Below are 25209 nucleotides of genomic sequence, written 5' to 3' on the forward strand. Positions count from 1 at the left end.
GCTGTTCGCTTCTGTGGCCGCGCGCCACGACCGCGGCAGACAACCGCAAGGGGGGCTCATGAGACGAAGAGCGAGATCGATCCTCGCTGTCGGAGCACTGGTGCTGGGGGTGGGCGGGGCGGCGCTCGCGCCCGTCGCCCAGGCGGAGAGCGGAGGGCCGGCGAGCAAGGACCCGGGTGCGAACGCCGTCAAGGTGTTCCGCGCCGAGGTGACGAAGGAGCAGGTGCCGCTGCTCCTCCAGGCCGGCCAGGACAGCCACGAACTCAGTGAGCAGGTCCCGGCGAGCGGCACCGCCCAGGTCGAGGCCTACCTCACCGACCAGCAGGCCCGGACCCTGCGCGGCAAGGGCGTGCGGCTCGCGGAGCACAAGGTGCCGACCGCCGCGAAGGCGCGTGCGGAGGCGGCGGGAGACGGCGTCTTCAGGCCCTACAGCGGCGCGGGCAACCTCCAGGAGGAGATCGTCCGCACCGGCCAGGAGCACCCCGGCCTGACCAAGGTCGTCTCCATCGGCAAGACCCTCCAGGGGCAGGACATCCTGGCGCTCAAGCTGACCAAGGACGCCAAGAAGGCCAAGGACGGCGCCAAGCCGTCGGTCCTCTACATGTCCAACCAGCACGCGCGCGAGTGGATCACCCCGGAGATGACCCGCCGCCTGATGCACTACTACGTGGACAACTACGCCAAGAACCGGCGCGTCAGGAAGATCGTCGACTCCACGGAGCTGTGGTTCGTCCTGTCGGCCAACCCCGACGGCTACGACTGGACCTTCGACCCCGACGGCGACCGGCAGTGGCGCAAGAACATGCGCGACGTGAACGGCGACGGCGCGTACACCTCGGGCGACGGCGTCGACCTGAACCGCAACTTCGCCTACAAGTGGGGCTACGACGACGAGGGTTCGTCCCCGCGCCCCAGCAACGAGACCTACCGCGGCGCGGCCCCGAACTCCGAGCCGGAGACCAGGGCCGTCGACGCCTTCGAGAAGCGCGTCGGCTTCGACTACGCCGTCAACTACCACTCCGCCGCGCAACTGCTGCTCTACGGAGTGGGCTGGCAGGTCGCCACGCCGACACCGGACGACGTGCTCTACAAGGCGCTCGCCGGCACCCCGGACGACTCCGCGATCCCCGGCTACCACCCGCAGGTCTCCTCGGAGCTGTACACCACGAACGGCGAGGCCGACGGGCACGCCGCCAACGTCAACGGCGTCTCGATGTTCACCCCCGAGATGAGCACCTGCCAGACCGCGTCGAACGTCGATCCGAACGACGCCTGGCGGCCCCAGGACTGCGCCTCGGTCTTCACGTTCCCGGACGACGAGAAGCTGATCCAGGCCGAGTTCGCGAAGAACGTGCCCTTCGCGCTCTCCGTCGCCGAGACCGCCTCCCACCCGGACCAGCCGTCGTCGTCGGTCGGCCTGAGCGCCCCCGACTTCACCCCGGCCGCCTTCCCGGTCTCGTACGCGCGCGGAGGCGACCAGGAAGTGTCGGTCGTCGCCCGGAAGTCCGTACGCGACAAGGAGTTGAACTACCGCATCAATCGCGGCCGTCCGCACGACGAGAAATTGCGGGCCTGGAAGGGCGGTGAGACCTACGGAGGCGAGGACAATCTCCACTTCGACGCCTATCGGGCGAAGGTCGAGGGCGCCGATGCGGGCGACAAGGTGGAGGTGTGGTTCACCGGGCGGACGAAATCCGGAAAGCGCACTTCCAGTGAACCGTTCACGTACACCGTCGCCGCGCGTCCGAAGGCGGACACTCTCGTCGTCGCGGAGAACGACGCCACCGGGCAGCAGACAGCCGCCTACATAGCCGCGCTCAAGGCCGACGGCCGCAGGGCCGCCGTCTGGAACGTCGCGACGCAGGGCGTCCCGGACCCGCTCGGGGTCCTCGGCCACTTCGAGGCCGTCGTCCACTACACGGGCGCGGACCGGCCGGGCCTCGCCACCCAGCTGGCGCTGCGCGACTACCTCAACGAGGGCGGCAAGCTGGTCGAGGCGGGCGAGAAGGCGGGCGGTTCCGTCGCCATCGGCGACACCACGACGAACGACTTCAGCCAGTACTACCTGGGCGCCTACTCCCGCACCGCGGCGCCCGTCGCCACCCGCTTCGAGGGCTCGGGCGCGCTCGCGGGCACCACCACCGCCCTCGGGGACGCGCCCGGCAACCCGCTGAACGGCGCCGGACTGTACGAGGCCACCTCCGCCACCCTGCCGCGGTTCGAGAGCGCCGGCGCCGGACAGTACGAGGGCGCCGGCATGGCGGCCGCCGTGCACACGGACGACGCCTACAAGCGGCTGACCCGCACCATCGACCTCTCCGGCGTCACCGCGGCCGACCAGCCGGCCCTGCGCACGCAGCTGCTCTGGGACACCGAGGCGGGCTACGACCACGTGATCCTGGAGGCGCACACGGTCGGGGCCGAGGACTGGACGACCCTGCCGGACAAGGACGGCCTGACGACGAACGCGGTGCCCACCGAGTGCGAGGCCGGCTTCTTCCTCGCGGACCACCCGGCCCTCACCCGCTACCTGACACCCGGTGGCGAGGCCTGCGCGAACTCCGGCACCTCCGGCGCCTGGAACAGCCTCACGGGCTCCTCCGACGACTGGCGGACGGTCACCTACGACCTGAGCGCCTACGCCGGGCGCGCTGTCGAGGTGTCGCTCAGCTACGTGTCCGACCCCGGCACCGGCGGCGAGGGCGTACGCGCCGACAACGCGTCCGTCGTCCTCCGCGGACAGGTCACCGAGAGCGAGGGCTTCGAGACGTCCCTGGGCGTCTGGCAGGTGCCCGGGCCGCCCGCGGGCAGCCCGGCGGCCGACCGGGACTGGGCGACGGCCGCGGAGCTGTTCACCACCTACGGGGCGATCAGCACCCCGGACACCGTTCTCCTCGGATTCGGCCTGGAACACGTGACGGCGTCCGCCGATCGAAATGCGCTCATCAGAAAGGCACTGCGCTCAATTAGCGACTGATCGGCCTCGAAATACCCGGGAAATACGCGGCGGCCCGTACGTTACTGACGAGTACGGGCCGCTGTGTCCTGCATAGGGCCGCTCGATGTCACCCCAAGCCCTTATGGGAGGTAGGGTCGAAGGCGGTCGGGGACATCCCAATACATCTCGCCGGCGTCGAATCCGGCGTACCAACGAGGAGATCGGTTCGTGACGATCCGCGTAGGCATCAACGGCTTTGGCCGCATCGGTCGCAACTACTTCCGCGCGCTGCTCGAGCAGGGTGCGGACATCGAGATCGTGGCTGTCAACGACCTGGGTGACACCGCGACCACCGCGCATCTTCTGAAGTACGACACCATCCTGGGCCGCCTCAAGGCCGAGGTGTCGCACACCGAGGACACCATCACGGTCGACGGCCACACCATCAAGGTGCTCTCCGAGCGCAACCCCGCCGACATCCCGTGGGGTCAGCTGGGCGTCGACATCGTGATCGAGTCGACCGGCATCTTCACCAAGAAGGCCGACGCCGAGAAGCACATCGCCGGTGGCGCCAAGAAGGTCCTCATCTCGGCTCCGGCCAAGGACGAGGACATCACGATCGTGATGGGCGTCAACCAGGACAAGTACGACGCGGCCAACCACCACGTCATCTCGAACGCCTCCTGCACCACCAACTGTGTGGCGCCGATGGCCAAGGTCCTCGACGAGAACTTCGGCATCGTCAAGGGCCTGATGACGACGGTCCACGCGTACACGAACGACCAGCGCATCCTGGACTTCCCGCACTCGGACCTGCGCCGCGCCCGCGCCGCCGCCGAGAACATCATCCCGACCACGACGGGCGCCGCCAAGGCCACCGCCCTGGTCCTGCCGCAGCTCAAGGGCAAGCTCGACGGCATCGCGATGCGCGTCCCGGTCCCGACCGGCTCGGCCACCGACCTGGTCGTGGAGCTGAACCGCGAGGTCACCAAGGACGAGGTCAACGCCGCGTTCAAGAAGGCCGCCGACGACGGCGACCTCAAGGGCATCCTGTTCTACACCGAGGACCCGATCGTGTCGTCCGACATCGTCAGCGACCCGGCGTCCTGCACCTTCGACTCCTCCCTGACGATGGTTCAGGAAGGCAAGACGGTGAAGATCCTCGGCTGGTACGACAACGAGTGGGGCTACTCCAACCGCCTCGTGGACCTGACGGTCTTCGTCGGTGGTCAGCTCTAGAGTTCCAGAGCAGCACGGCATCTGTATGTGAGCGAAAGGTCCGGACCCGCGCGACGCCGCGCTGCGGTCCGGGCCTTTCGCGCGCCAGCCTCACCGCCTCACTAGGAGCCCAGCCATGAAGACCATCGAGGAACTGCTTGCCGAAGGGGTCGACGGCAAGCGGGTGTTCGTCCGCGCCGACCTGAACGTGCCGCTGGCCGACGGCGTCATCAGCGACGACGGCCGCATCCGCGCCGTCCTGCCCACCGTCGAGGCGCTGGCCGCGGCGGGCGCCAAGGTGATCGTCGCCTCGCACCTGGGCCGCCCCAAGGGCGCTCCCGACCCGCAGTTCTCGCTGCTGCCCGCCGCCGAGCGGCTCGGCGAACTGCTGGGCAAGCCGGTCGCCTTCGCCCAGGACACGGTGGGCCCCGCCGCGCACGACGCGGTGGACGGCCTGGAGCCGGGCCAGGTCGCGGTCATCGAGAACCTGCGGTTCAACGCGGGCGAGACGAGCAAGGACGACACCGAGCGCGGCGAGTTCGCCGACCGGCTCGCCGCCCTGGCCGACGTCTACGTGGGCGACGGCTTCGGTGCCGTGCACCGCAAGCACGCCTCGGTGTACGACCTCGCGAAGAAGCTGCCGCACTACGCCGGCTACCTCATCGCCACCGAGGTCGGCGTCCTGAAGAAGCTCACCGACGAGGTCGCGCGCCCCTACGTGGTCGCGCTCGGCGGCGCCAAGGTCTCCGACAAGCTGGCCGTCATCGACCAGCTGCTCGGCAAGGCCGACCGGCTGCTCATCGGCGGCGGCATGGCGTACACGTTCCTCAAGGCCAAGGGCCACGAGGTCGGCATCTCCCTCCTCCAGGAGGACCAGCTCCCGGCGGTCACCGAGTACCTGGAGCGCGCCGAGAAGAACGGCGTGGAGATCGTGCTGCCGGTGGACGTCCTGGTCTCCACGGAGTTCCCCGACCTGAAGACGAAGGCCCCGGCCCACCCCACCACCGTCGCCGCGGACGCCATCCCGGCCGACCAGGAGGGCCTCGACATCGGCCCCGAGACCCGCAAGCTGTACGCCACGAAGCTCGCCGACGCGCAGACGGTCTTCTGGAACGGGCCGATGGGCGTCTTCGAGCACCCCGACTACGCCGAGGGCACCAAGGCGGTCGCCCAGGCCCTCCTCGACTCCCCGGGCTTCACCGTGGTGGGCGGCGGCGACTCCGCCGCGGCCGTCCGTACCCTGGGCTTCGACGAGAAGGCATTCGGCCACATCTCGACCGGCGGCGGCGCCTCCCTCGAATACCTCGAGGGCAAGACGCTGCCCGGTCTCGCCGCACTGGAGGACTGACCCTTAATGAGCACCCGCACGCCGCTGATGGCGGGCAACTGGAAGATGAACCTCAACCACCTGGAGGCCATCGCCCACGTCCAGAAGCTCGCCTTCGCCCTCGCGGACAAGGACTACGAGGCCGTCGAGGTCGCCGTCCTGCCGCCCTTCACCGACCTGCGCTCCGTCCAGACGCTGGTCGACGGCGACAAGCTCAAGATCAAGTACGGTGCCCAGGACCTCTCGGCGCACGACTCCGGCGCGTACACCGGTGAGATCTCGGGCGCCATGCTCGCCAAGCTCAAGTGCACGTACGTCGCCATCGGCCACTCCGAGCGGCGGCAGTACCACGGCGAGAGCGACGCCCTTGTCAACACCAAGGTGAAGGCCGCCTACAAGCACGGCCTGACCCCGATCCTGTGCGTCGGCGAGGAGCTGGACGTGCGCGAGGCGGGCGACCACGTCTCCCACACGCTCGCGCAGGTCGAGGGCGGCCTCAAGGACCTGCCCGCCGAGCAGGCCGAGACGATCGTCATCGCCTACGAGCCGGTCTGGGCCATCGGCACCGGCAAGGTGTGCGGCGCCGACGACGCGCAGGAGGTCTGCGCGGCGATCCGCGGCAAGCTCGCCGAGCTGTACACGCAGGAGGTGGCCGACAAGGTCCGCATCCAGTACGGCGGTTCGGTGAAGTCCGGCAACGTCGCGGAGATCATGGGCAAGCCGGACATCGACGGCGCCCTGATCGGCGGCGCCTCCCTGGACGCCGACGAGTTCGTCAAGATCGTCCGCTTCCACGAGCAGTGATTCGCGAGTGGCGCGACCAGTGAGTATGCGCTAGCGGCGATACGTCGTACCCTTGCGGGGCCGAAGCTCTCTGTGTGAGCCTCGGCCCCGTCGTCCGGAGAAGTCCGAGGAAGTTGGTCCAGCCGTGGTTATGGGGTTCTCGATCGCCCTGATCGTCTTCAGCCTGCTGCTGATGCTCCTGGTGCTCATGCACAAGGGAAAGGGCGGCGGTCTCTCCGACATGTTCGGAGGCGGCATGCAGTCCTCGGTCGGCGGCTCGTCGGTCGCCGAGCGGAACCTGGACCGGATCACGATCGTGCTCGGTCTGCTCTGGTTCGCGTGCATCGTCGTGCTCGGCATCCTGACGAAGATCAACAACTGATCCTCGCGCCGAGCCGCCCGCTCGACCCGTCACAACTGCACAGAGCTCACGTAAAGCCCCATGTCCGGTACGCGCCCAACAGCGCCACCTATCATGGGGCTTGCGTCTAGGGGAGGGCAGGTAACTCCAATCACTGGACGTGCGTTGGGCCTTACGTAGACTGAGGCGCTCCGCGGCGAAGCGAGACGCCGACACGCTTCGCGGCACCATCACGCAGGGAGTTACGACCGTGGCAAGTGGCAACGCGATCCGAGGAAGTCGGGTCGGGGCGGGGCCGATGGGCGAGGCCGAGCGCGGCGAGTCCGCGCCGCGCCTGCGCATCTCCTTCTGGTGCTCGAACGGGCACGAGACGCAGCCGAGCTTCGCCTCCGACGCGCAGGTGCCGGAGACCTGGGACTGTCCGCGCTGCGGCTTCCCCGCCGGACAGGACCGGGACAACCCGCCGGACCCGCCGCGCACGGAACCGTACAAGACGCACCTCGCGTACGTGCGGGAGCGGCGCAGCGACGCGGACGGGGAGGCGATCCTCGCCGAGGCGCTCGCCAAACTGCGGGGCGAGATCTAGACGTTCGAGACCGGCCGGGACCTCCTGAGGGCGCCCGGCCGGTGCCGTACCGCCGCCGCGCGCGTCACGGGGCCGGGCGGCGGCGCGCCCGCGCGGCGTGCTCGTCGGAGATGTGCGCCGTGAGCGCGATCGACGCGGTCGCCCGGTCGTAGGTCAGCTGCGCCACGCGCGCGTAGAGGCAGTCGAGGATCAGCAGCGCCGAGTGCCGGGCGCCGAAACTGCCGCGCCGGAAGCTGGTCTCCGCCGCCGTCCAGGTCAGATGGACGGCCGCCGCCTGGGCGACCGGCGAGCGCGGGTCCCCGGTGACCGCGACGGTCGTGGCGCCGCGCTCGGCGGCGAGCCGCAGCGGACCGAGCACCTCGCGGGTGCGCCCCGAATGGGAGAGCGCCACCGCTGTGTCCGCCGGGGTCAGCAGGGCCGCCGAGGTCTCCGCGGCGTGCACCTCCGTCCAGCCGCGGGCCGGCATCCCGATGCCGAACAGGCGGGCCTCCGTCTCGCGCGCCAGGACGCCCGAGCCGCCCACGCCGTAGACGTCGACGCGGCGGGCCCGGGCGAGTGCCTGCGCCGCCGCCTCCAGGGCGCCGCGGTCCAGCTGGTCGCGGGTGCTGCGCAGCGCCTGGAGGTCGGCGTGCGCGACGACGCTGATCAGCCGCTCCAGGTCGTCGTCGGGCCCGATGTCGGGGCCCAGCGGGCGGTCGGGGCCGCCGGGGTCGTCCTCGTGGTCGTTCTCGCCCTGCTCCTTGGCGAGTTCGAGCAGCAGCCGCTGGTAGGTCTCCAGACCGAGGGCCTGGCAGAACCGGGTGACGGTGGCCTGCGAGGTGCCGGTGCGCCGCCCCAGGTCGGCCGCCGAGGTCCGGGCGACCGCGGCGGGATCGGCCAGCACATACGCGCCGACCTTGCGCAACGAGCCGCTGAGGGTGGGCAGTTCGGAGCGGATCCGGGCTGTGATCATGGGGGTCTCTCGGTCGGGGCGGCCGGTCCGCGGGCGCCGGGGTGCTGTGCGGGGTGTTGTCGGGGGTGAATCTATCAATCATCATGCGGTGTGCTTAACGAATCCATCACCCAGTACGCCGCTCCGCTCACCGTCGGGATCGACGCCGGAGGCACCCGGGTGCGGGCGCGGTGCGTCGCCGCCGACGGCCGGGTCGTGGGCGCCGGACACGGCGGACCCGGCAACGCGCTGAGCGTCGAACGCCCCGCCATGGTCCGGCACTTGGCGCAGGCGGTCGGAGCGGCCGTGCCCGCGGCGCTGCGCTGCGAGGTGACCGCCGTCGTCGGCGGGTTCGCGGGCGCCGGCGAGGGCGCCGGCTCGGTGCCCGGGCGCAGCATCGCCGAGGAGTGCCTGGCCGAGGCGCTGACCCGGCTGGGCCTCGGGCGGGCGGCGCTCGGCGTCCACGGCGACGTCGAGGTGGCCTGCGCCTCGGCGCCCGGCGCCCCCGCCGACGGGCTCGTGCTCATCGCGGGCACCGGCGCCGTCGCGGCGCGCGTGGCCGGGCGGCGCACGGTGCGCGTGGTGGACGGGGACGGCTGGCTGCTCGGGGACACCGGCAGCGGCTTCTGGCTCGGGCGGCAGGCGCTGCGCGGCGCGCTGCGAGCGGTGGACGGCCGGGCGCCGTGGGGGCCGCTGGTGACGCTGGTGCTCGACCGGGTGGTGCCGGGGCGCGCCGATCCCGCCCTCGACTGGGCGGGCCGGCACCGCCTCAAGCAGGCGATCGCGCAGTGGGCGTACGCGCAACGGCCGGTGGTGCTGGCCGAGTTGAGCCCGCTCGTCGTGGCGGCCGCGGGGCAGGGGGACGCCTGGGCGCGGTCCCTGCTCGACGAGGCGGCGGAGCGACTCGCCGACACCGTGCGGGCCTTGGGGCCCGTCCCGGGGGAGTCGCTGGTCGTCACCGGAGGGCTGCTGGGGCCGGACGGCCCGCTGGGGGAGCGGCTGCGCCTGGCCGTGGCCCCGCTCGGGCTGCGCTGCTTCGCCGTGCCGGACGGCGTCGACGGCGCGGTGGCCCTGGCCCGGCTCCTGGCCGCCGCACCGCCGGGGACGTCTTGACGGCACGCCCCGATCGGTTCATTGTTCCACCGGGAAGAACGTGAACTGAATCAATGAACCGAAGGCGGGCGGGGTCATGACGGAACAGCGGCTCGGGGCGGACGTGTTGGCGGACCAGGTGCGCGCGCACGTGGAGCGGGCCATCGCCACGAACAAGGACGGCGTCGCCGCGGCGGCCCGGCTCGTCGCGGAGTGCGTCGCCGCCGACGGCGTCGTCCACGCCTTCGGCACCGGCCACTCCCAGGCGACGGCCCTGGAGATCTCCGGGCGCGCCGGCGGCCTCATCCCGACCACCCGCGTCGCCCTGCACGACCTCGTCCTGCGGGGCGGCGAGGACCGCTCGGTGCTCGACGACCCGCTCCTGGAGCGCCGCCCGGGCCTCGCGGCCCGCCTCTACGAACTGAGCACCCCGCGCCCGCAGGACCTGTTCGTGATCATCTCGAACTCCGGTGTCAACAACTCGATCGTCGACATGGCGATGCTGGTCAAGGAGAAGGGGCACCCGCTGGTCGCCCTGACCTCCCTGGAGCACACCCGCGCCGTCCCGGCCCTGCACGCCAGCGGCAGCCGGCTCGCCGACCACGCCGACGCCGTCCTCGACAACTGCGCGCCCACCGGCGACGCGATCCTGCCGCTGCCCGACGGCGGCGGCCTCTGCGGGGTTTCCACGATCACCTCGGCGCTGCTCGTGCAGATGGTCGTCGCCGACGCCGTGGCGCTGCTGCTCGCCCAGGGCCACGAGCCGCCCGTCTACGTCTCCGCCAACCTGCCCGGCGGCTTCGAGCGCAACGGCTGCCTCGAGGACCACTACGCCGGCCGCCTGCACCGCGGCGGCCACTGAGCCGCACCACGCCGGACCGACCGCTCGTACCGGCCGCTGATCGATTAGGTTGGTCGAAGCAGCGGGGCACGGCACGTACGCACGTACGAGAGGCGGCTGAAGTCCGAGATGAACGCGTTCGAAGCAGGCGGGAAGGGCCGCGCGCGGCTCACCGGGACGGCCGAGTGGCAGGCGCTGGCCGAGCACCGGGAGCAGCTGGGCGACGTCCAGCTGCGTGAGCTGTTTGCCGCCGACCCGGCGCGCGGCACGCGCCTGGTCCTCACCGTCGGCGATCTGCACCTCGACTACTCCAAGCACCTGGTCACCGAGGAGACGCTGCGGCTGCTGCGCGAGCTGGCCGCCGCCACCGACGTCTTCGGGCTGCGGGACGCCATGTTCCGCGGCGAGAAGATCAACACGACCGAGGACCGCGCCGTGCTCCACACGGCGCTGCGCGCCCCGCGCGACGCGGTGATCGAGGTCGACGGCGAGAATGTCGTGCCGCAGGTGCACGCCGTGCTCGACAAGATGGCGGGCTTCGCCGACAAGGTCCGCTCCGGCGAGTGGACCGGCCACACCGGCCAGCGCATCAAGAACATCGTCAACGTCGGCATCGGCGGCTCGGACCTCGGCCCCGCGATGGCCTACGACGCACTGCGCTCCTTCACCGACCGCGACCTCACGGTCCGCTTCGTGTCGAACGTGGACGGCGCCGACCTGCACGAGGCCGTCCGCGACCTCGACCCGGCCGAGACGCTCTTCGTCATCGCCTCGAAGACGTTCACCACCATCGAGACGATCACCAACGCGACCTCGGCGCGCACCTGGCTCCTGGCCGGCCTCGGCGCGGGCCAGGACGCCGTGGCCAAGCACTTCGTGGCCCTGTCGACCAACGCCGAGAAGGTCGCCGACTTCGGCATCGACACGGCCAACATGTTCGAGTTCTGGGACTGGGTCGGCGGCCGCTACTCGTACGACTCCGCCATCGGCCTCGCGCTGATGATCGCCATCGGGCCAGCCGCCTTCCGCGAGATGCTGGACGGCTTCCACCTCGTCGACGAGCACTTCCGCACCGCGCCCGCCGAGCTGAACGCGCCGCTGCTGATGGGCCTGCTGGGCATCTGGTACGGCAACTTCCACGACGCCCAGTCGCACGCCGTGCTGCCGTACAGCCACTACCTGTCGAAGTTCACCGCCTACCTCCAGCAGCTCGACATGGAGTCGAACGGCAAGTCCGTGCAGCGCGACGGCGCGGAGGTCGGCTGGCAGACGGGCCCGGTGGTCTGGGGCACCCCCGGCACCAACGGCCAGCACGCCTACTACCAGCTGATCCACCAGGGCACGAAGCTGATCCCCGCGGACTTCATCGGCTTCGCCGAGCCCGTCGCCGACCTGGAGCCGGGGCTCGTGGCCCAGCACGACCTGCTGATGGCCAACTTCTTCGCGCAGACCCAGGCGCTCGCGTTCGGCAAGACGCCGGACGAGGTACGCGCGGAGGGCGTGCCCGAGGAACTGGTCCCGCACAAGACGTTCCGCGGCGGCCACCCCACGACGACGATCCTCGCGCGGTCCCTGACGCCGTCCGTGCTCGGCCAGTTGGTCGCGCTCTACGAGCACAAGGTCTTCGTCCAGGGCGCGGTCTGGAACATCGACTCCTTCGACCAGTGGGGCGTCGAACTCGGCAAGGTCCTCGCCAAGCGCGTCGAACCCGCGCTGACCGAGGGCGCGGACGTGCCCGGGCTCGACGCGTCGACGCAGGCGCTCGTCGCCACCTACCGGGCGCTGCGCGGCCGTTCGAGCTGACAGCCGTTCGGGTTAATCGGATGCGGGGACGCCGCCCGGCGGGCGAGACTGCCCGTTCGTGACCCTGCCGGGAGGCACCCCTGTGGACCACCTCATGTCGGCCCTCGCCGACCCCGAACGACTCAGGCTGTACGCGCGCATAGTCCTCGACGAGCTGCCACCGCGGGAGGCCGACTCCCCGGCCGCCCGCAAGCACCTGGGCAAGCTGGTCGCCGCCGGACTCGTCGAGCGGCTCGACGACGGATCGCTGCGCGCCGGGCCCGAGGTGTTCCGCCGCGCCCGCACCCCCGAGCCCGGCACGGGGGTCCCGCGCCACCTCACCGGCTTCTTCGCCCGCGGCCGGCTCACCGCGATCCCGGTCCGCCCCGCGGTCCGCCACGAACTGCTCGTCCACCTCACGGACACGCTCTTCGACACCGACCGGACGTACAGCGAGCGGGAGGTCAACGCGGCGCTGCGCACCGTCCACGACGACACCGCCGCCCTGCGCCGGTACTGCGTCATCGACGGTCTGCTCGTACGGGAGAAGGACGGCTCGGACTACCGGGTCCCGCAGCACGCGTGAGGCCCCGCTCCGAGCAGGAGCGGGGCCTCACGAACAGCGGGCCGGTTACGGGACGGCCGGCGGGTACAGCTCCGGCGGGAGCTGCGAGGCCGCCGCCGCGTCCAGCAGCCACAGGGTGCGCGAGCGGCCGTGGGCGCCCGCCGCGGGGGCCTGGATCTCGCCCGCGCCGGACAGGGCGATCGCGGCCGCGTTCGCCTTGTCCTCGCCCGCGGCGAGCAGCCACACCTCGCGCGCGGCCCGGATCGCCGGGAGCGTGAGGGTGATCCGGTTGGGCGGGGGCTTGGGGGCGCCCCGCACCGCCACCACCGTGCGCTCCGTCTCGTGGACCGCGGGCAGCTCGGGGAAGAGCGAGGCCACGTGCGTGTCCGGGCCGACGCCGAGCATCAGGACGTCGAACGTCGGCACGGGACCGTGGTCCTCGGGGCCCGCGGCCGTGGCGAGTTCGGCCGCGTACACCTCGGCCGCCGCGTCCGGCTCGTACGCGCCGTCCGAGGCGGGCATGGGGTGCACCCGGTCGGGGTTGAGCGGCACCGAGTCGAGCAGTGCCTCGCGCGCCTGCGTGTAGTTGCGCTCGGGGTCGCCGTCCGGCAGGAACCGCTCGTCGCCCCACCACAGGTCGAGGCGGCTCCAGTCGACCGCGTCCCGCGCGGGTGCCGCCGCGAGCGCGGCCAGCAGGCCGTTCCCGTTGCGGCCGCCCGTCAGGACGACGGAGGCGTACCCGCGGGCGGCCTGGGCGTCGACGATCTTGGTGATCAGCCGGGCCGCGGCGGCCTGCGCCATCAGCTCCTTGTCGCGGTGGACGACGAGCTGGGGTGCCGCGCTCATTTCGCCGCCGCCTTCTTGGCCGGAGCCTTCTTGGCGGGCGCCGTCTTCTTCGCCGCCGTCTTCTTCGCGGCCGCGGTCTTGGCCGGTGCCTTCTTGACGGCTGCCTTTTTGGCGGGCGCCTTCTTGGCGGGCGCCTTCTTGGCCGGTGCCGCGGACGCGGGCTCCGCCTCCGGGGAAGCGGTGTCGGAGGCGCCCGTAGCCCGCGCGGACGTCCCGTTCGACTCGGCGGACGCCCCGCTCGTCTCCGTGGCCGTCTCGGACAGCGGCCGGGTCTGCTCGACCGGCTCGCCCAGCCGGTCCACGCCGTAGCGCAGCGCCGCCGCGTACGTGTCGTCCGGGTCCAGGCGCCGCAGCTCCTCCGCGATCAGCTCGGACGTCTCCCGGCGCTTGAGCGCCACGGAGCGGTCCGGCTGCCCCTCGATGGAGAGCGTCGCCAGGATGCCGTCGGCCCGGTCCAGGACGATCGGGCCGCAGGTGGACTCCATGCGGACGCCGGTCAGGCCGGGCCCCGGCGACAGCAGCCGCCGCACCGGCACGTCGAGCCGGTCCGCGAGCCACATCGCGAGGAGCTCGCAGCTCGGGTTGAACTCCTCGCCCTCGACCTCCACGCCGGTGACGTCGCAGGTCACCTGGTCCAGGGCGGCGGCCAGCATCGAACGCCACGGGGTGATGCGGGTCCAGGACAGGTCCGTGTCACCGGGCGCGTAGGACGCCGCGCGCGCCTCCAGCTCGTGGAGGGGCTGCTCGGCGGCGTACGTGTCCGTGACGCGGCGCTGGGCCAGGGCGCCCAGCGGGTCCTGGGCGGGGTCGAGCGGCGCGTCCACGGGCCACCACACGACCGTCGGGGCGTCGGGCAGCAGCAGCGGCAGGACGACCGACTGGGCGTGGTTGACGACCTCGCCGTACAGCCGCAGGACGACCGTCTCGCCGGTACCGGCCTCGACGCCGACCCGCACCTCCGCGTCGAGCCGCGACTTCGTGCGGTCGCGCGGGGAGCGGGAGACGCGCTTGATGACGACGAGGGTGCGCGAGGGGTGCTCGCGCGACGCCTCGTTGGCCGCCCGCAGCGCGTCGTAGGCGTTCTCCTCGTCGGTGACGATGACGAGGGTCAGGACCATGCCGACGGCGGGGGTGCCGATGGCCCGGCGGCCCTTCACGAGCGCCTTGTTGATCTTGCTGGAGGTGGTGTCCGTCAGGTCGATCTTCATGGCCGCCGCCAGCTCCGTCCGTCTCGTGCGAGCATCTCGTCCGCTTCCGCGGGCCCCCACGTGCCGGACGGGTACTGCGCCGGCTTGCCGTGCTTGTCCCAGTACTTCTCGATCGGGTCGAGGATGTTCCAGGACAGCTCGACCTCCTCCGTGCGCGGGAAGAGGTTGGAGTCGCCGAGCAGGACGTCCAGGATGAGCCGCTCGTACGCCTCCGGGCTGGACTCGGTGAAGGACTCGCCGTAGGCGAAGTCCATCGACACGTCCCGGATCTCCATCGAGGTACCCGGGACCTTCGAGCCGAAGCGGACCGTGATGCCCTCGTCGGGCTGGACGCGGATCACGATCGCGTTCTGGCCGAGCTCCTCCGTCGCCGTGTGGTCGAAGGGGGAGTGCGGGGCGCGCTGGAAGACGACCGCGATCTCGGTGACGCGGCGGCCCAGGCGCTTGCCGGTGCGCAGGTAGAAGGGGACGCCCGCCCAGCGGCGGTTGTCCACCTCCAGCTTGATCGCCGCGTAGGTGTCGGTCTTCGACTTGGGGTCGATGCCCTCTTCCTGGAGGTAGCCGACGGCCTTCTCGCCGCCCTGCCACCCGGCCGCGTACTGGCCGCGCACCGTGTCCTTGCCGAGGTCCTTCGGCAGCCGGATGGCGCCGAGCACCTTGGCCTTCTCGGCGACGAGCGCGTCCGCGTCGAAGGACGCGGGCTCCTCCATCGCGGTCAGCGCCATCAGCTGGAGCAGGTGGTTCTGGATGACGTCGCGGGCGGCGCCGATGCCGTCGTAGTAGCCGGCCCGGCCGCCGATGCCGATGTCCTCGGCCATGGTGATCTGCACGTGGTCCACGTAGGACCGGTTCCAGATCGGTTCGAACATCTGGTTGGCGAAGCGCAGCGCCAGGATGTTCTGGACCGTCTCCTTGCCGAGGTAGTGGTCGATCCGGAAGACCTGGTCCGGGTCGAAGACCTCGTGCACGATCGCGTTCAGCTCCTTGGCCGACGCGAGGTCGTGGCCGAAGGGCTTCTCGATGACGGCGCGCCGCCAGGAGCCCTGCGGCGCGTCCGCGAGGCCGTGCTCCTTGAGCTGCTGCACGACCAGCGGGAAGAACTTGGGGGGTACGGAGAGGTAGAACGCGAAGTTCCCGCCCGTGCCCTGGGACTTGTCCAGGTCCTGGATCGTCGCCTTGAGGGTCTCGAAGGCCTCGTCGTCGTCGAAGTTGCCCTGGACGAAGCGCATGCCCTGGATGAGCTGCTGCCAGACCTCCTCGCGGAAGGGCGTCCGGGAGTGCTGCTTGACCGCGTCGTGGACGACCTGGGCGAAGTCCTCGTCCTCCCAGTCACGGCGCGCGAAGCCGATCAGTGAGAAGCCCGGGGGAAGCAGACCCCGGTTGGCAAGGTCGTACACGGCGGGCATCAGCTTTTTACGTGACAAATCGCCCGTGACACCGAAGATCACCAGACCCGACGGCCCCGCGATGCGCGGGAGCCGTCGGTCTGCGGTGTCACGGAGCGGGTTGGCTCCGTGTGCGGTCAAGGTGTCAGCCCTCCGAGGGGGCGAGGCGCTTGAGCTCGGCCTCGGTCGACTTGAGCAGGTCGGTCCAGGACGCCTCGAACTTCTCGACGCCCTCGTCCTCGAGCAGCTGCACGACCTCGTCGTACGAGATGCCGAGCTTCTCGACCGCGGCGATCTCGGAGCGGGCCTGGTCGTACGTGCCCTTGATGGTGTTGCCGGTGATCTGCCCGTGGTCCCCGGTGGCCTCCAGGGTCGCCTCCGGCATGGTGTTCACCGTGTTCGGCGCCACCAGCTCGTCGACGTACAGGGTGTCCTTGTAGGCCGGGTCCTTGACGCCGGTCGAGGCCCACAGCGGACGCTGCTTGTTGGCCTGCGCCTTGTCGAGCGCGGCCCAGCGGTCGGAGGAGAAGACCTCCTCGTACGCCTCGTAGGCCAGGCGCGCGTTGGCGAGGGCCGCCTTGCCCTTGAGGCCCTTGGCCTCGTCCGTGCCGATGCCGTCCAGGCGCTTGTCGATCTCGGTGTCCACGCGGGACACGAAGAAGGACGCCACGGAGTAGATCGTGGACAGGTCGAGGCCGCGCTCCTTGGCCTTCTCCAGGCCGGCGAGGTAGGCGTCCATGACCTTGCGGTAGCGCTCCAGCGAGAAGATCAGCGTCACGTTGACGCTGATGCCGAGGCCGATGACCTCGGTGATCGCCGGGATGCCCGCCTCCGTGGCGGGGATCTTGATGAGCGCGTTCGGCCGGTCCACCAGCCACGCCAGCTGCTTGGCCTCGGCGACCGTGGCGTGTGTGTCGTGGGCGAGGCGCGGGTCGACCTCGATCGAGACCCGGCCGTCCTGGCCGCCCGTCGACTCGAAGACCGGGCGCAGGATGTCGGCGGCGTCGCGGACGTCCGCCGTCGTGATCATGCGGATGGCTTCCTCGACGGTGACCCGGCGGGCCGCGAGGTCGGAGAGCTGCTGGTCGTAACCGTCGCCCTGCGAGATCGCCTTCTGGAAGATCGACGGATTGGTCGTGACGCCCACGACGTGCTGCTGGTCGATCAGCTCGGCGAGGTTGCCGGAGGTGATCCGCTTGCGCGACAGGTCGTCCAGCCAGATCGCGACGCCCTCCTCGGAGAGGCGCTTGAGTGCGTCTGTCATGGAAAATGCATCTCCTACGTGTCGTGTACGGGCGTCAGCGCTGGGCCGCGGCGAGGGATTCCCGTGCCTTGGCCGCCACGTTCTCGGCGGTGAATCCGAACTCCTTGAAGAGCACCTTGCCGTCGGCCGACGCACCGTAGTGCTCCAGCGAGACGATGCGGCCGGCGTCACCGACGTACTTGTGCCACGTCAGACCGATCCCGGCCTCGACGGCGACACGGGCCCTGACCGCGGACGGCAGGACGCTCTCCCGGTACCCCTGGTCCTGCTCCTCGAACCACTCGACGCAAGGCATCGACACGACACGCGTGGCGACGCCCTCCGCCTCCAGGGTCTCGCGCGCCTCGACGGCGAGCTGCACCTCGGAACCGGTGGCGATCAGGATCAGGTCCGGCGTCTGCTTCGACGCCTCGACGAGGACGTAGCCGCCCTTGACGGTGGACTCGTTCGCGTCGTACGTCGGCACGCCCTGACGGGTCAGGACCAGGCCGTGCGGAGCGCTCTTGCCGTAGTCCTTCTTGCCGCGCCTGAGCACCTCGCGCCAGGCGATGGCGGTCTCGTTGGCGTCGGCGGGACGGACCACGTTCAGGCCGGGGATGGCGCGCAGCGACGCGATGTGCTCGACCGGCTGGTGCGTCGGGCCGTCCTCACCGAGACCGATGGAGTCGTGCGTCCACACGTACGTCACCGGCAGGTGCATCAGGGCCGACAGCCGCACGGCGTTGCGCATGTAGTCGGAGAACGTCAGGAACGTGCCGCCGTAGATACGGGTGTGCCCGTGCAGCGCGATGCCGTTCATCTCCGCGGCCATGGAGTGCTCGCGGATACCGAAGTGGATCGTGCGGCCGTACGGGTCGGCCTCCGGCAGCGTGTTGCCCTCGGGCAGGAAGGACGACGTCTTGTCGATCGTCGTGTTGTTCGAGCCGGCGAGGTCGGCGGAGCCGCCCCACAGCTCGGGGATGACCGGGCCGAGCGCCTGGAGGACCTTGCCGGAGGCGGCGCGGGTGGCGACGGCCTTGCCGGTCTCGAACGCCGGGAGCTTCTCCTCCCAGCCGTCGGGCAGCTCGCCCGCGTTGATCCGGTCGAACTCGGCGGCGCGCTCCGGGTTGGCCGTACGCCACTCCTGGAACGACTTGTCCCACTCGGCCTTGGCCTGGGCGCCGCGGTCGAGGGCCTTGCGGGTGTGGCCGATGACCTCGTCGGAGACGTCGAAGGACTTCTCCGGGTCGAAGCCCAGTACGCGCTTGGTGGCGGCCACCTCGTCGTCGCCGAGCGCCGAGCCGTGCGCGGCCTCGGTGTTCTGCGCGTTCGGGGCGGGCCAGGCGATGATCGAGCGCATCGCGATGAAGGACGGCTTGTCCGTCACCTTCTTGGCCGCCTCGATGGCGTTGTAGATCGCCTCGTGGTCCAGGTCGCCGTCCGGCTTCGCGGCCACGCGCTGCACGTGCCAGCCGTACGCCTCGTAGCGCTTGCAGGTGTCCTCGGAGACCGCCGTCTCGGTGTCGCCCTCGATCGAGATGTGGTTGTCGTCCCACAGCAGGACCAGGTTGCCGAGCTTCTGGTGGCCCGCGAGCGAGGACGCCTCCGAGGAGATGCCCTCCTGGAGGCAGCCGTCACCGGCGATGGCGTAGACGAAGTGGTCGAACGGGGAGGCGCCCGGGGCGGCCTCCGGGTCGAACAGGCCGCGCTCGTAGCGGGCGGCCATCGCCATGCCCACGGCGTTGGCGACGCCCTGGCCCAGCGGGCCCGTGGTCGTCTCGACGCCGGTGGTGTGGCCGTACTCCGGGTGGCCCGGGGTCCTGGAACCCCACGTCCGGAACGCCTTCAGGTCGTCCAGCTCCAGGCCGAACCCGGCCAGGTAGAGCTGGATGTAGAGGGTCAGGGACGAGTGGCCCGCGGACAGGACGAACCGGTCACGGCCGACCCAGTCGGCGTCCGCCGGGTCGTGTCGCATCACCTTCTGGAAGAGGGTGTACGCGGCCGGGGCCAGGCTCATCGCCGTACCGGGATGGCCGTTGCCGACCTTCTGTACGGCGTCGGCGGCCAGGACGCGCGCGGTGTCGACGGCACGCTGGTCCACATCGGTCCACTCGAGGTCAGTGGTGGTCGGCTTGGTGCTCACCCTGAGTCAGGGCTCCTTTCCACATGGCTAGTACCGGTGACGTCGGTCTCACCGGCCGTTGTCGAGCCTACCCTTGCTGGAACAAGCATTCTTTCGAGTCGTTCCAGACTGCCGGGACTCTGTCGGATCCGCCTCCTGACAAGGGTCGACGCCCTTCCTCAGCTGAATACGGAGCCGCTCATCCGGGGGCTCATCCGCACGCGGAAAAGCTCATCTGGAGGAGCCGCCCAACACGACCCCACCCCCGCGAAGAGCGAGGTATAGGCAACGTCTACAGTGGCGTGGTACGCGCGAGCCTTTACCGGGACTTCACATCCAAGTGGACTGCTTGGGGGCTCGCTGGAGTCTTTGTCAGGGGTGTGCGTGACGGCCGTCGAATCCCGTCCATCGGGGGCGCTCGGGACGAGCAGCAGCCGGGGTCAGCGGCCGTTCGGGGCCCGTGTCAAGGCGTTCGTGGCGCTGACCAAGCCGCGGATCATCGAGCTGCTCCTCATCACCACGGTGCCGGTGATGTTCCTCGCCGAACAGGGTGTGCCCGATCTGAAGCTGGTGCTGATCACCTGCCTCGGCGGCTACCTGTCGGCGGGCGGCGCCAACGCGCTGAACATGTGGTACGACCGCGACATCGACGCCCTCATGGACCGGACGTCGCAGCGGCCGCTGGTCACCGGCATGGTGAGCCCGGCCGAGTGCCTGGTCTTCGGCATCTCCCTCGCGGTGGTCTCCACCCTGCTCTTCGGCTTCGCGGTCAACTGGCTGTCGGCCTGGCTGTCGCTGGGCGCACTGCTGTTCTACGTGGTCGTCTACACGATGATCCTCAAGCGCCGCACGTCGCAGAACATCGTGTGGGGCGGCATCGCGGGCTGCCTGCCGGTCCTCATCGGCTGGTCGTCGGTGACGAACTCGATGTCGTGGGCGCCGGTCGTCCTCTTCCTCGTCATGTTCTTCTGGACGCCGCCGCACTACTGGCCGCTGTCCATGAAGGTGAAGGACGACTACGCGCGCGTGGGCGTGCCGATGCTGCCGGTCATCGCCTCGAACAAGGTGGTGGCGAAGCAGATCGTCCTCTACAGCTGGGTGATGGTCCTGGTGTCGCTGCTGCTGACGCCGCTCGGCTACACCGGCTGGTTCTACACGGTGGTCGCCCTGGTCGCCGGCGGGTTCTGGCTGTGGGAGGCGCACGGCCTGCAGAACCGGGCCAAGGCCGAGGTCACGGGCGGCAAGCTCAAGGAGATGCGCCTCTTCCACTGGTCGATCACCTACGTGTCGCTGCTCTTCGTGGCCGTGGCGGTCGATCCCTTCCTGCGCTGATCCGCAGCGGACGCCTTGTGGCGGGTGGGGTGCGTGGCCCAGGCCACGCACCCCACCCGTCGCTTGTTTCGCTACTCGTCGGTAGCATCCTGCTCATGGCAGAGACTCAAGCGGTTCAGACGCCCCGTCGGGCGGCGAAGGACGAGCGCCGGGCGGCCGGCCTCGCCAAGCAGATCGGCGCGTTCGCCCGGGCCCACGGCGGCGCCGAGGGCCAGCTGGCCTACCTCGGGGAACGCGGCACCCGCATCGTCCTCGTCGGCGAGGACGGCGGCTGGGGCGACCTGGTGGCCACCACGTACGAGGTCGCCCAGAAGGCCGTGGAGCAGGCCGGGATCACCGTCCACGAGGACTTCGACGGCGAGTTCGCCGCGAAGGTCGAGACCGGCCCGTACGAGTGGAAGCGGATGGCGGGCATCCAGCTCGGCGGCTGACGCCCGGGACGCGGGGCGAATGGGCGCAGGTGTGCGACGCACGGCGGAGCGACACCCGGCGCCCGGTCACCCGTTAGGACTGTAGGAGTACGGTCCGTCAACGGGAGCCCCGGATGATCGAAACGCCGTCCCTGGTGGATCAGTACTGCCACGGGGTGCTGCGGACGGAACTGGGCCTCGGCACGTTCGAGACCCACCTGGGCCGGGGTGAGGGGCCGCCCGCCTCCGGCACCACCTTCTTCGACACGCAGACCGGCTTCGCGGTCCGCCGCTGGTGCCCGCCCCTGCTCGGCCTGGAGCCGCACTGCGCGCCCGCCCGCTACCTGGCCAGGCGCCGCGAACTCGGCGTCATGGAGGCGGGGCGGCGGCTGCTGCGCGGCAGCGGCATCACCACGTTCCTCGTCGACACCGGGCTGCCCGGCGACCTCACCGGGCCCGACGAACTGGCCCGCGCCGCCGCGGCGGACGCCCACGAGATCGTCCGCCTCGAACTGCTGGCCGAACAGGTCGCGGACACCTCCGGGACCGTCGAGTCCTTCCTCGCCAACCTCGCCGAGTCGGTGCACGCCGCCGCCGCGGGCGCGGTCGCCTTCACCTCGGTCGCCGGCGTCCGCCACGGACTGGCCCTCGCGCCGCAGCCGCCGGGCCCGGGCGAGGTGCGGGGCGCCGCGGGCCGCTGGCTCGCCGGGCGCATGGTGGGCGGCAGCCTGACGGACCCGGTCCTGCTGCGCCATCTGCTGTGGAGCGCGGTGGCCACCGGCCGGCCGCTCCAGCTGCACGCGGGGCTCGGCGGGCCGGGGCCGCGCGCCGAGCGGACGGACCCGGTCCTGCTGACCGGCTTCGCCCGTGCCACCGCGGGCCTGGGCACCGACCTCGTCCTGCTGCACGGCTACCCCTACCACCGGCACGCCGCGCACCTGGCCGGGATCTTCCCGCACGTCTACGCCGATCTGGGCCCGGCGCTCGCCCGCACCGGGGCGCGGGCCGCCGCGGTGCTCGCGGAGATCCTCGAACTCGCCCCGTTCGGCAAGCTGCTCTTCTCCAGCGGCGCGCACGGCATCCCGGAGCTGCACGTGGTGGGCGCCCGCCTGTTCCGCGACGCCCTGGCCCGGGTGCTCGGCGGCTGGGTCGCCGAGGGCGCCTGGTGCCTGGGGGACGCGCAGCGGGTGGCGACGATGATCGCGGCGGGGACGGCGGAGCGGGTCTACGGGCTGGACGCCGGGGCACCGGGCGGCTGACCGCCGTGCCGCCCCGGCGTCGGCGCGTCAGACGGCCGAGAGCTCCGGGTCCGACTGCGCCGGGATCTCCGCCGCCGGCCGCGGCCGCTCGCGCAGCGCCAGCGCGACCCGCAGGACACCGATCCAGACCAGCGCCGAGCCGAGCATGTGCAGGCCGACCAGGACCTCGGGCAGGTCCGTGAAGTACTGGACGTAGCCGATGACGCCCTGCGCGAGCAGGATCAGGAACAGGTCGCGGGTGCGGTGCAGCGGCCCCTTCGGGGCGTCGACCGCCTTCAGGACGAACCAGAGGGCGAAGGTCAGCGTCACCACGATCCAGGCCAGCACCGCGTGGCCCTTGGCGACCGTCTCCCAGTCGAGCGGCATCCGGTGCACGTCGCTGGAGTCACCGGCGTGCGGACCCGCACCGGTCACCACCGTGCCGACGGCGATGAGCAGCGCCGACGCCACGACCAGGACCCACACGAGCTGCTTGATCGCGGCACCGACCAGCGGACGCGCCGCCGCGTCCCCTTCCCGGGTGCGCTGCCACATCACCACGGCGACCGTCAGCAGGGCCGTGGTCAGGATGAAGTGGGCGGCGACCGTGTAGGGGTTCAGGCCGACCAGGACGACGATGCCGCCCAGCACCGCGTTGCCCATGACGATCCAGAACTGGGCCCAGCCGAGCCGGGTCAGCGAGCGCCGCCACGGCTTCTCCGAGCGGGCGGCGATGATGGCCCAGCCGACCGCGGCGCACAGCACGTACGTCAGCATGCGGTTGCCGAACTCGATGGCTCCGTGGAAGCCCATCTCGCTCGTCGTGGTCAGCGAGCCGTCGGTGCACTTGGGCCAGGTCGGGCAGCCGAGGCCCGATCCGGTCAGGCGCACCGCGCCGCCGGTCACGACGATGACGACCGTCATGACGACGGCGGAGAGCGCCGCCCGCCGGACCGTCCGCGGCGTGGGGGTCCAGCGCGCGGCGATGAAGGCGAGCGGGTTGCGGATCGCCTGGACGGCGTCGGCGCGGGTCACGTTTGGCACGGGCCCATCGTAGGGGGCCGCTTGTGCACGCCTTCACGAGGGGGACGTAAGTGGGCCATCTGTGACGCGCGTTATGACTCCGGCGCTCACTCCCGGCGGGCGCACTCCAAGTGGGCTCACTCCCAGCGGAAGAACGTGCCCGCCGCGCCGAGGCCCGCGACCGCCCAGACGGCGAGGACGCCCAGGTCGCCCCAGGGCATCGAGGCGCCGTGCTGGAGGACGTCGCGCAGGCCGTCGGAGAGCGCGGAGATGGGCAGCAGGCCCAGCAGCGTCTGCGCGGCGTCGGGGAACTTGTCCAGCGGCACGATGACGCCACCGCCGACGAGCAGCAGCAGGAAGACGAGGTTGGCGGCGGCCAGCGTGGCCTCCGCCTTGAGCGTGCCCGCCATCAGCAGGCCGAGGCCGGAGAAGGCGGCGGTGCCGAGGACCAGCAGGAGCAGTACGGCGAAGGGGTTGCCGTGCGGGGACCAGCCGAGAGCCAGGGCGATGACGGTCAGCAGGACGACCTGGAGGACCTCGGTGACCAGGACCGAGAGGGTCTTGGCGGTCATCAGGGCCCAGCGGGGCAGCGGGGAGGCACCGAGCCGCTTGAGGACGCCGTAGCGGCGCTCGAAGCCCGTCGCGATGGCCTGGCCCGTGAAGGCCGTCGACATCACGGCGAGGGCGAGGATGCCCGGCGCCAGGAAGTCCACCGCCTTGCCGGAGCCGGTGTCCACGATGTCGACCGCGGAGAACAGGACCAGCAGCAGCGTGGGGATGACGACGGTGAGCAGCAGCTGCTCGCCGTTGCGCAGCAGCATCTTCGTCTCGAACGCGGCCTGCGCGGCGATCATCCGCCCCAGCGGTGCCGCGCCGGGGCGCGGGGTGTACGTGCCGGTGCTCATCCGCGCAGCTCCTTGCCGGTCAGTTCGAGGAAGACGTCTTCGAGGGTGTGCCGCTCGACGGAGATCCGGTCCGGCATCACCCCGTGCTGGGCGCACCAGGAGGTGACCGTGGCGAGGAGCTGCGGGTCGACCTTGCCCGCCACGCGGTAGGAGCCCGGGGTCAGCTCGGCGGCTGCGGAGTCGGCGGGCAGGGCCTTGAGGAGCGAGGCCACGTCCAGGCCGGGACGGCCGGTGAAGCGCAGCGTGTTCTCGGCGCCGCCGCGGCAGAGCTCCTCCGGGGTGCCCCGGGCGATGACCTTGCCGGCGTCGACGATCGCGACGGCGTCGGCGAGCTGCTCGGCCTCGTCCATGTGGTGGGTGGTCAGCACGGCCGAGACGCCGTCGGCGCGCAACTCCCCGACCAGGTCCCAGGTGGCGCGGCGGGCCTGCGGGTCGAGCCCCGCGGTCGGCTCGTCGAGGAAGACCAGCTCGGGCCGGCCGACGACGGCCATCGCGAGGGCGAGGCGCTGCTGCTGGCCGCCGGAGAGCCGCCGGTAGGCCGTCCGCCCGCAGCCGCCGAGCCCGAGGCGCTCGATGAGGTCGTCCACGTCCAGCGGGTGGGCGTGCAGCTTCGCGATGTGGCGGAGCATCTCGTCGGCGCGGGCGCCCGAGTAGACCCCGCCGGACTGGAGCATCACGCCGATCCGGGGCCGCAGCTCGGCGGCCTGCCGGACCGGGTCGAGGCCGAGGACGCGGACGGTGCCCGAGTCCGGCCTGCGAAAGCCCTCGCAGGTCTCGACGGTGGTGGTCTTGCCCGCACCGTTCGGGCCGAGGACGGCCGTGATGCCGGGGCCGGTCTCCAGGTCGAGGCCGTCGACCGCGGTCTTGTCTCCGTACCGCTTCACCAGACTCGTGATCCGGACGACGGGATCGCTTCGCATGGTGGCTCAGTCTAGGGACGCGCCCCCGCTCCCGGACGCCCGGGTCGACCGGATCGGGAGCGGTCCTGGAGGTGACCCGGCCAACCCCGCCGCGGACGCGCCCGACCTGCGCGGAAGTGATCGATCAAAGATCGTTCGTGCAGGTCACGGGCC

General features: G+C 71.3%; 22 protein-coding genes. 13 read left to right on the forward strand and 9 right to left on the reverse strand.

From position 1 onward, the window contains the following. The first annotated feature begins 58 nt into the window (after positions 1–58). The 6 genes from ACIBW6_RS28245 (at position 59) to ACIBW6_RS28270 (ending at position 7213) form a co-directional block, all read left to right on the forward strand. Complete coding sequence (locus tag ACIBW6_RS28245; RefSeq protein WP_399064397.1) at positions 59–2977, forward strand: M14 family zinc carboxypeptidase; 2919 nt, start codon at positions 59–61, stop codon at positions 2975–2977. 189 nt (positions 2978–3166) lie between these two features. Then, positions 3167–4177: a type I glyceraldehyde-3-phosphate dehydrogenase gene (gene gap, locus ACIBW6_RS28250; RefSeq protein WP_338695382.1), complete on the forward strand. Its 1011-nt coding sequence runs from the start codon at positions 3167–3169 to the stop codon at positions 4175–4177. Between the two features lie 115 nt (positions 4178–4292). After that, positions 4293–5504 (forward strand): phosphoglycerate kinase, encoded by a 1212-nt coding sequence (locus ACIBW6_RS28255; RefSeq protein WP_399064399.1) that lies wholly within the window; start codon positions 4293–4295, stop codon positions 5502–5504. Between the two features lie 6 nt (positions 5505–5510). Next, positions 5511–6287 (forward strand): triose-phosphate isomerase, encoded by a 777-nt coding sequence (gene tpiA, locus ACIBW6_RS28260; protein WP_399064401.1) that lies wholly within the window; start codon positions 5511–5513, stop codon positions 6285–6287. A gap of 130 nt (positions 6288–6417) precedes the next feature. Next, entirely contained in the window at positions 6418–6648 is a 231-nt protein-coding gene (gene secG / locus ACIBW6_RS28265) for a preprotein translocase subunit SecG (protein WP_399064403.1), read from the forward strand. 229 nt (positions 6649–6877) lie between these two features. Beyond that, positions 6878–7213 carry an RNA polymerase-binding protein RbpA gene (locus ACIBW6_RS28270; protein WP_003976875.1) on the forward strand — a complete coding sequence of 112 codons (336 nt, stop codon included), beginning with the start codon at positions 6878–6880 and terminating at the stop codon, positions 7211–7213. Positions 7214–7277: 64 nt separating this feature from the next. Here the strand turns inward: ACIBW6_RS28270 and ACIBW6_RS28275 are convergent, their stop codons facing one another. Continuing rightward, positions 7278–8165, reverse strand: a complete 888-nt coding sequence (locus tag ACIBW6_RS28275; RefSeq protein ID WP_399064404.1) for a MurR/RpiR family transcriptional regulator — start codon at positions 8163–8165, stop codon at positions 7278–7280. Positions 8166–8255: 90 nt separating this feature from the next. Between ACIBW6_RS28275 and ACIBW6_RS28280 the strand changes: the two genes are divergently transcribed. From ACIBW6_RS28280 to ACIBW6_RS28295, 4 genes are all read left to right on the forward strand, one after another. Then, entirely contained in the window at positions 8256–9257 is a 1002-nt protein-coding gene (locus ACIBW6_RS28280; protein ID WP_399064406.1) for an N-acetylglucosamine kinase, read from the forward strand. Positions 9258–9333: 76 nt separating this feature from the next. Further along, positions 9334–10098: a sugar isomerase domain-containing protein gene (locus ACIBW6_RS28285; RefSeq protein WP_399064408.1), complete on the forward strand. Its 765-nt coding sequence runs from the start codon at positions 9334–9336 to the stop codon at positions 10096–10098. Between the two features lie 108 nt (positions 10099–10206). Further along, positions 10207–11880 (forward strand): glucose-6-phosphate isomerase, encoded by a 1674-nt coding sequence (pgi, locus tag ACIBW6_RS28290; RefSeq protein ID WP_399064410.1) that lies wholly within the window; start codon positions 10207–10209, stop codon positions 11878–11880. Between the two features lie 58 nt (positions 11881–11938). After that, complete coding sequence (locus tag ACIBW6_RS28295) at positions 11939–12445, forward strand: DUF2087 domain-containing protein (RefSeq protein ID WP_399064412.1); 507 nt, start codon at positions 11939–11941, stop codon at positions 12443–12445. 45 nt (positions 12446–12490) lie between these two features. Here ACIBW6_RS28295 and pgl read toward each other — a convergent pair whose 3' ends face one another. Genes pgl through tkt form a run of 5 tightly spaced genes read right to left on the reverse strand, consistent with a single transcriptional unit; the run spans position 12491 to position 19249 of the window. Beyond that, positions 12491–13270, reverse strand: coding sequence for a 6-phosphogluconolactonase (gene pgl, locus ACIBW6_RS28300; RefSeq protein ID WP_399064414.1), 780 nt, complete (start codon positions 13268–13270; stop codon positions 12491–12493). Continuing rightward, positions 13267–14478 carry a glucose-6-phosphate dehydrogenase assembly protein OpcA gene (gene opcA / locus ACIBW6_RS28305; protein ID WP_399064416.1) on the reverse strand — a complete coding sequence of 404 codons (1212 nt, stop codon included), beginning with the start codon at positions 14476–14478 and terminating at the stop codon, positions 13267–13269. The genes pgl and opcA overlap by 4 nt, the downstream gene beginning before the upstream one ends. Beyond that, positions 14475–16004, reverse strand: a complete 1530-nt coding sequence (gene zwf, locus ACIBW6_RS28310; protein ID WP_399064418.1) for a glucose-6-phosphate dehydrogenase — start codon at positions 16002–16004, stop codon at positions 14475–14477. The genes opcA and zwf overlap by 4 nt, the downstream gene beginning before the upstream one ends. Positions 16005–16008: 4 nt before the next feature. Beyond that, positions 16009–17127 (reverse strand): transaldolase, encoded by a 1119-nt coding sequence (gene tal, locus ACIBW6_RS28315; protein WP_399064420.1) that lies wholly within the window; start codon positions 17125–17127, stop codon positions 16009–16011. 34 nt (positions 17128–17161) lie between these two features. Further along, entirely contained in the window at positions 17162–19249 is a 2088-nt protein-coding gene (gene tkt, locus ACIBW6_RS28320) for a transketolase (protein WP_399064422.1), read from the reverse strand. Positions 19250–19702: 453 nt separating this feature from the next. Here tkt and ACIBW6_RS28325 point away from each other — a divergent pair, with 453 nt between their 5' ends. The 3 genes from ACIBW6_RS28325 to ACIBW6_RS28335 all read left to right on the forward strand — a co-directional run bounded on the left by ACIBW6_RS28325 (position 19703) and on the right by ACIBW6_RS28335 (position 22229). After that, a complete protein-coding gene (locus ACIBW6_RS28325; protein ID WP_399064424.1) occupies positions 19703–20560 on the forward strand; it encodes a heme o synthase in 858 nt (285 codons plus the stop codon). A gap of 95 nt (positions 20561–20655) precedes the next feature. Further along, positions 20656–20991, forward strand: a complete 336-nt coding sequence (locus tag ACIBW6_RS28330; protein ID WP_399064426.1) for a hypothetical protein — start codon at positions 20656–20658, stop codon at positions 20989–20991. Between the two features lie 113 nt (positions 20992–21104). After that, entirely contained in the window at positions 21105–22229 is a 1125-nt protein-coding gene (locus ACIBW6_RS28335; RefSeq protein WP_399064428.1) for an amidohydrolase family protein, read from the forward strand. 27 nt (positions 22230–22256) lie between these two features. Here the strand turns inward: ACIBW6_RS28335 and ACIBW6_RS28340 are convergent, their stop codons facing one another. The 3 genes from ACIBW6_RS28340 to ACIBW6_RS28350 all read right to left on the reverse strand — a co-directional run bounded on the left by ACIBW6_RS28340 (position 22257) and on the right by ACIBW6_RS28350 (position 25056). Further along, entirely contained in the window at positions 22257–23252 is a 996-nt protein-coding gene (locus ACIBW6_RS28340) for a heme A synthase (RefSeq protein ID WP_399064430.1), read from the reverse strand. A gap of 116 nt (positions 23253–23368) precedes the next feature. Further along, complete coding sequence (locus ACIBW6_RS28345) at positions 23369–24136, reverse strand: ABC transporter permease (RefSeq protein ID WP_399064432.1); 768 nt, start codon at positions 24134–24136, stop codon at positions 23369–23371. After that, positions 24133–25056 carry an ABC transporter ATP-binding protein gene (locus ACIBW6_RS28350; protein ID WP_399064434.1) on the reverse strand — a complete coding sequence of 308 codons (924 nt, stop codon included), beginning with the start codon at positions 25054–25056 and terminating at the stop codon, positions 24133–24135. The genes ACIBW6_RS28345 and ACIBW6_RS28350 overlap by 4 nt, the downstream gene beginning before the upstream one ends. Between the last annotated feature and the right edge of the window lie 153 nt (positions 25057–25209).

This window comes from Streptomyces sp. NPDC049813, assembly GCF_044465085.1.
Taxonomy (GTDB): Bacteria; Actinomycetota; Actinomycetes; order Streptomycetales; family Streptomycetaceae; genus Streptomyces.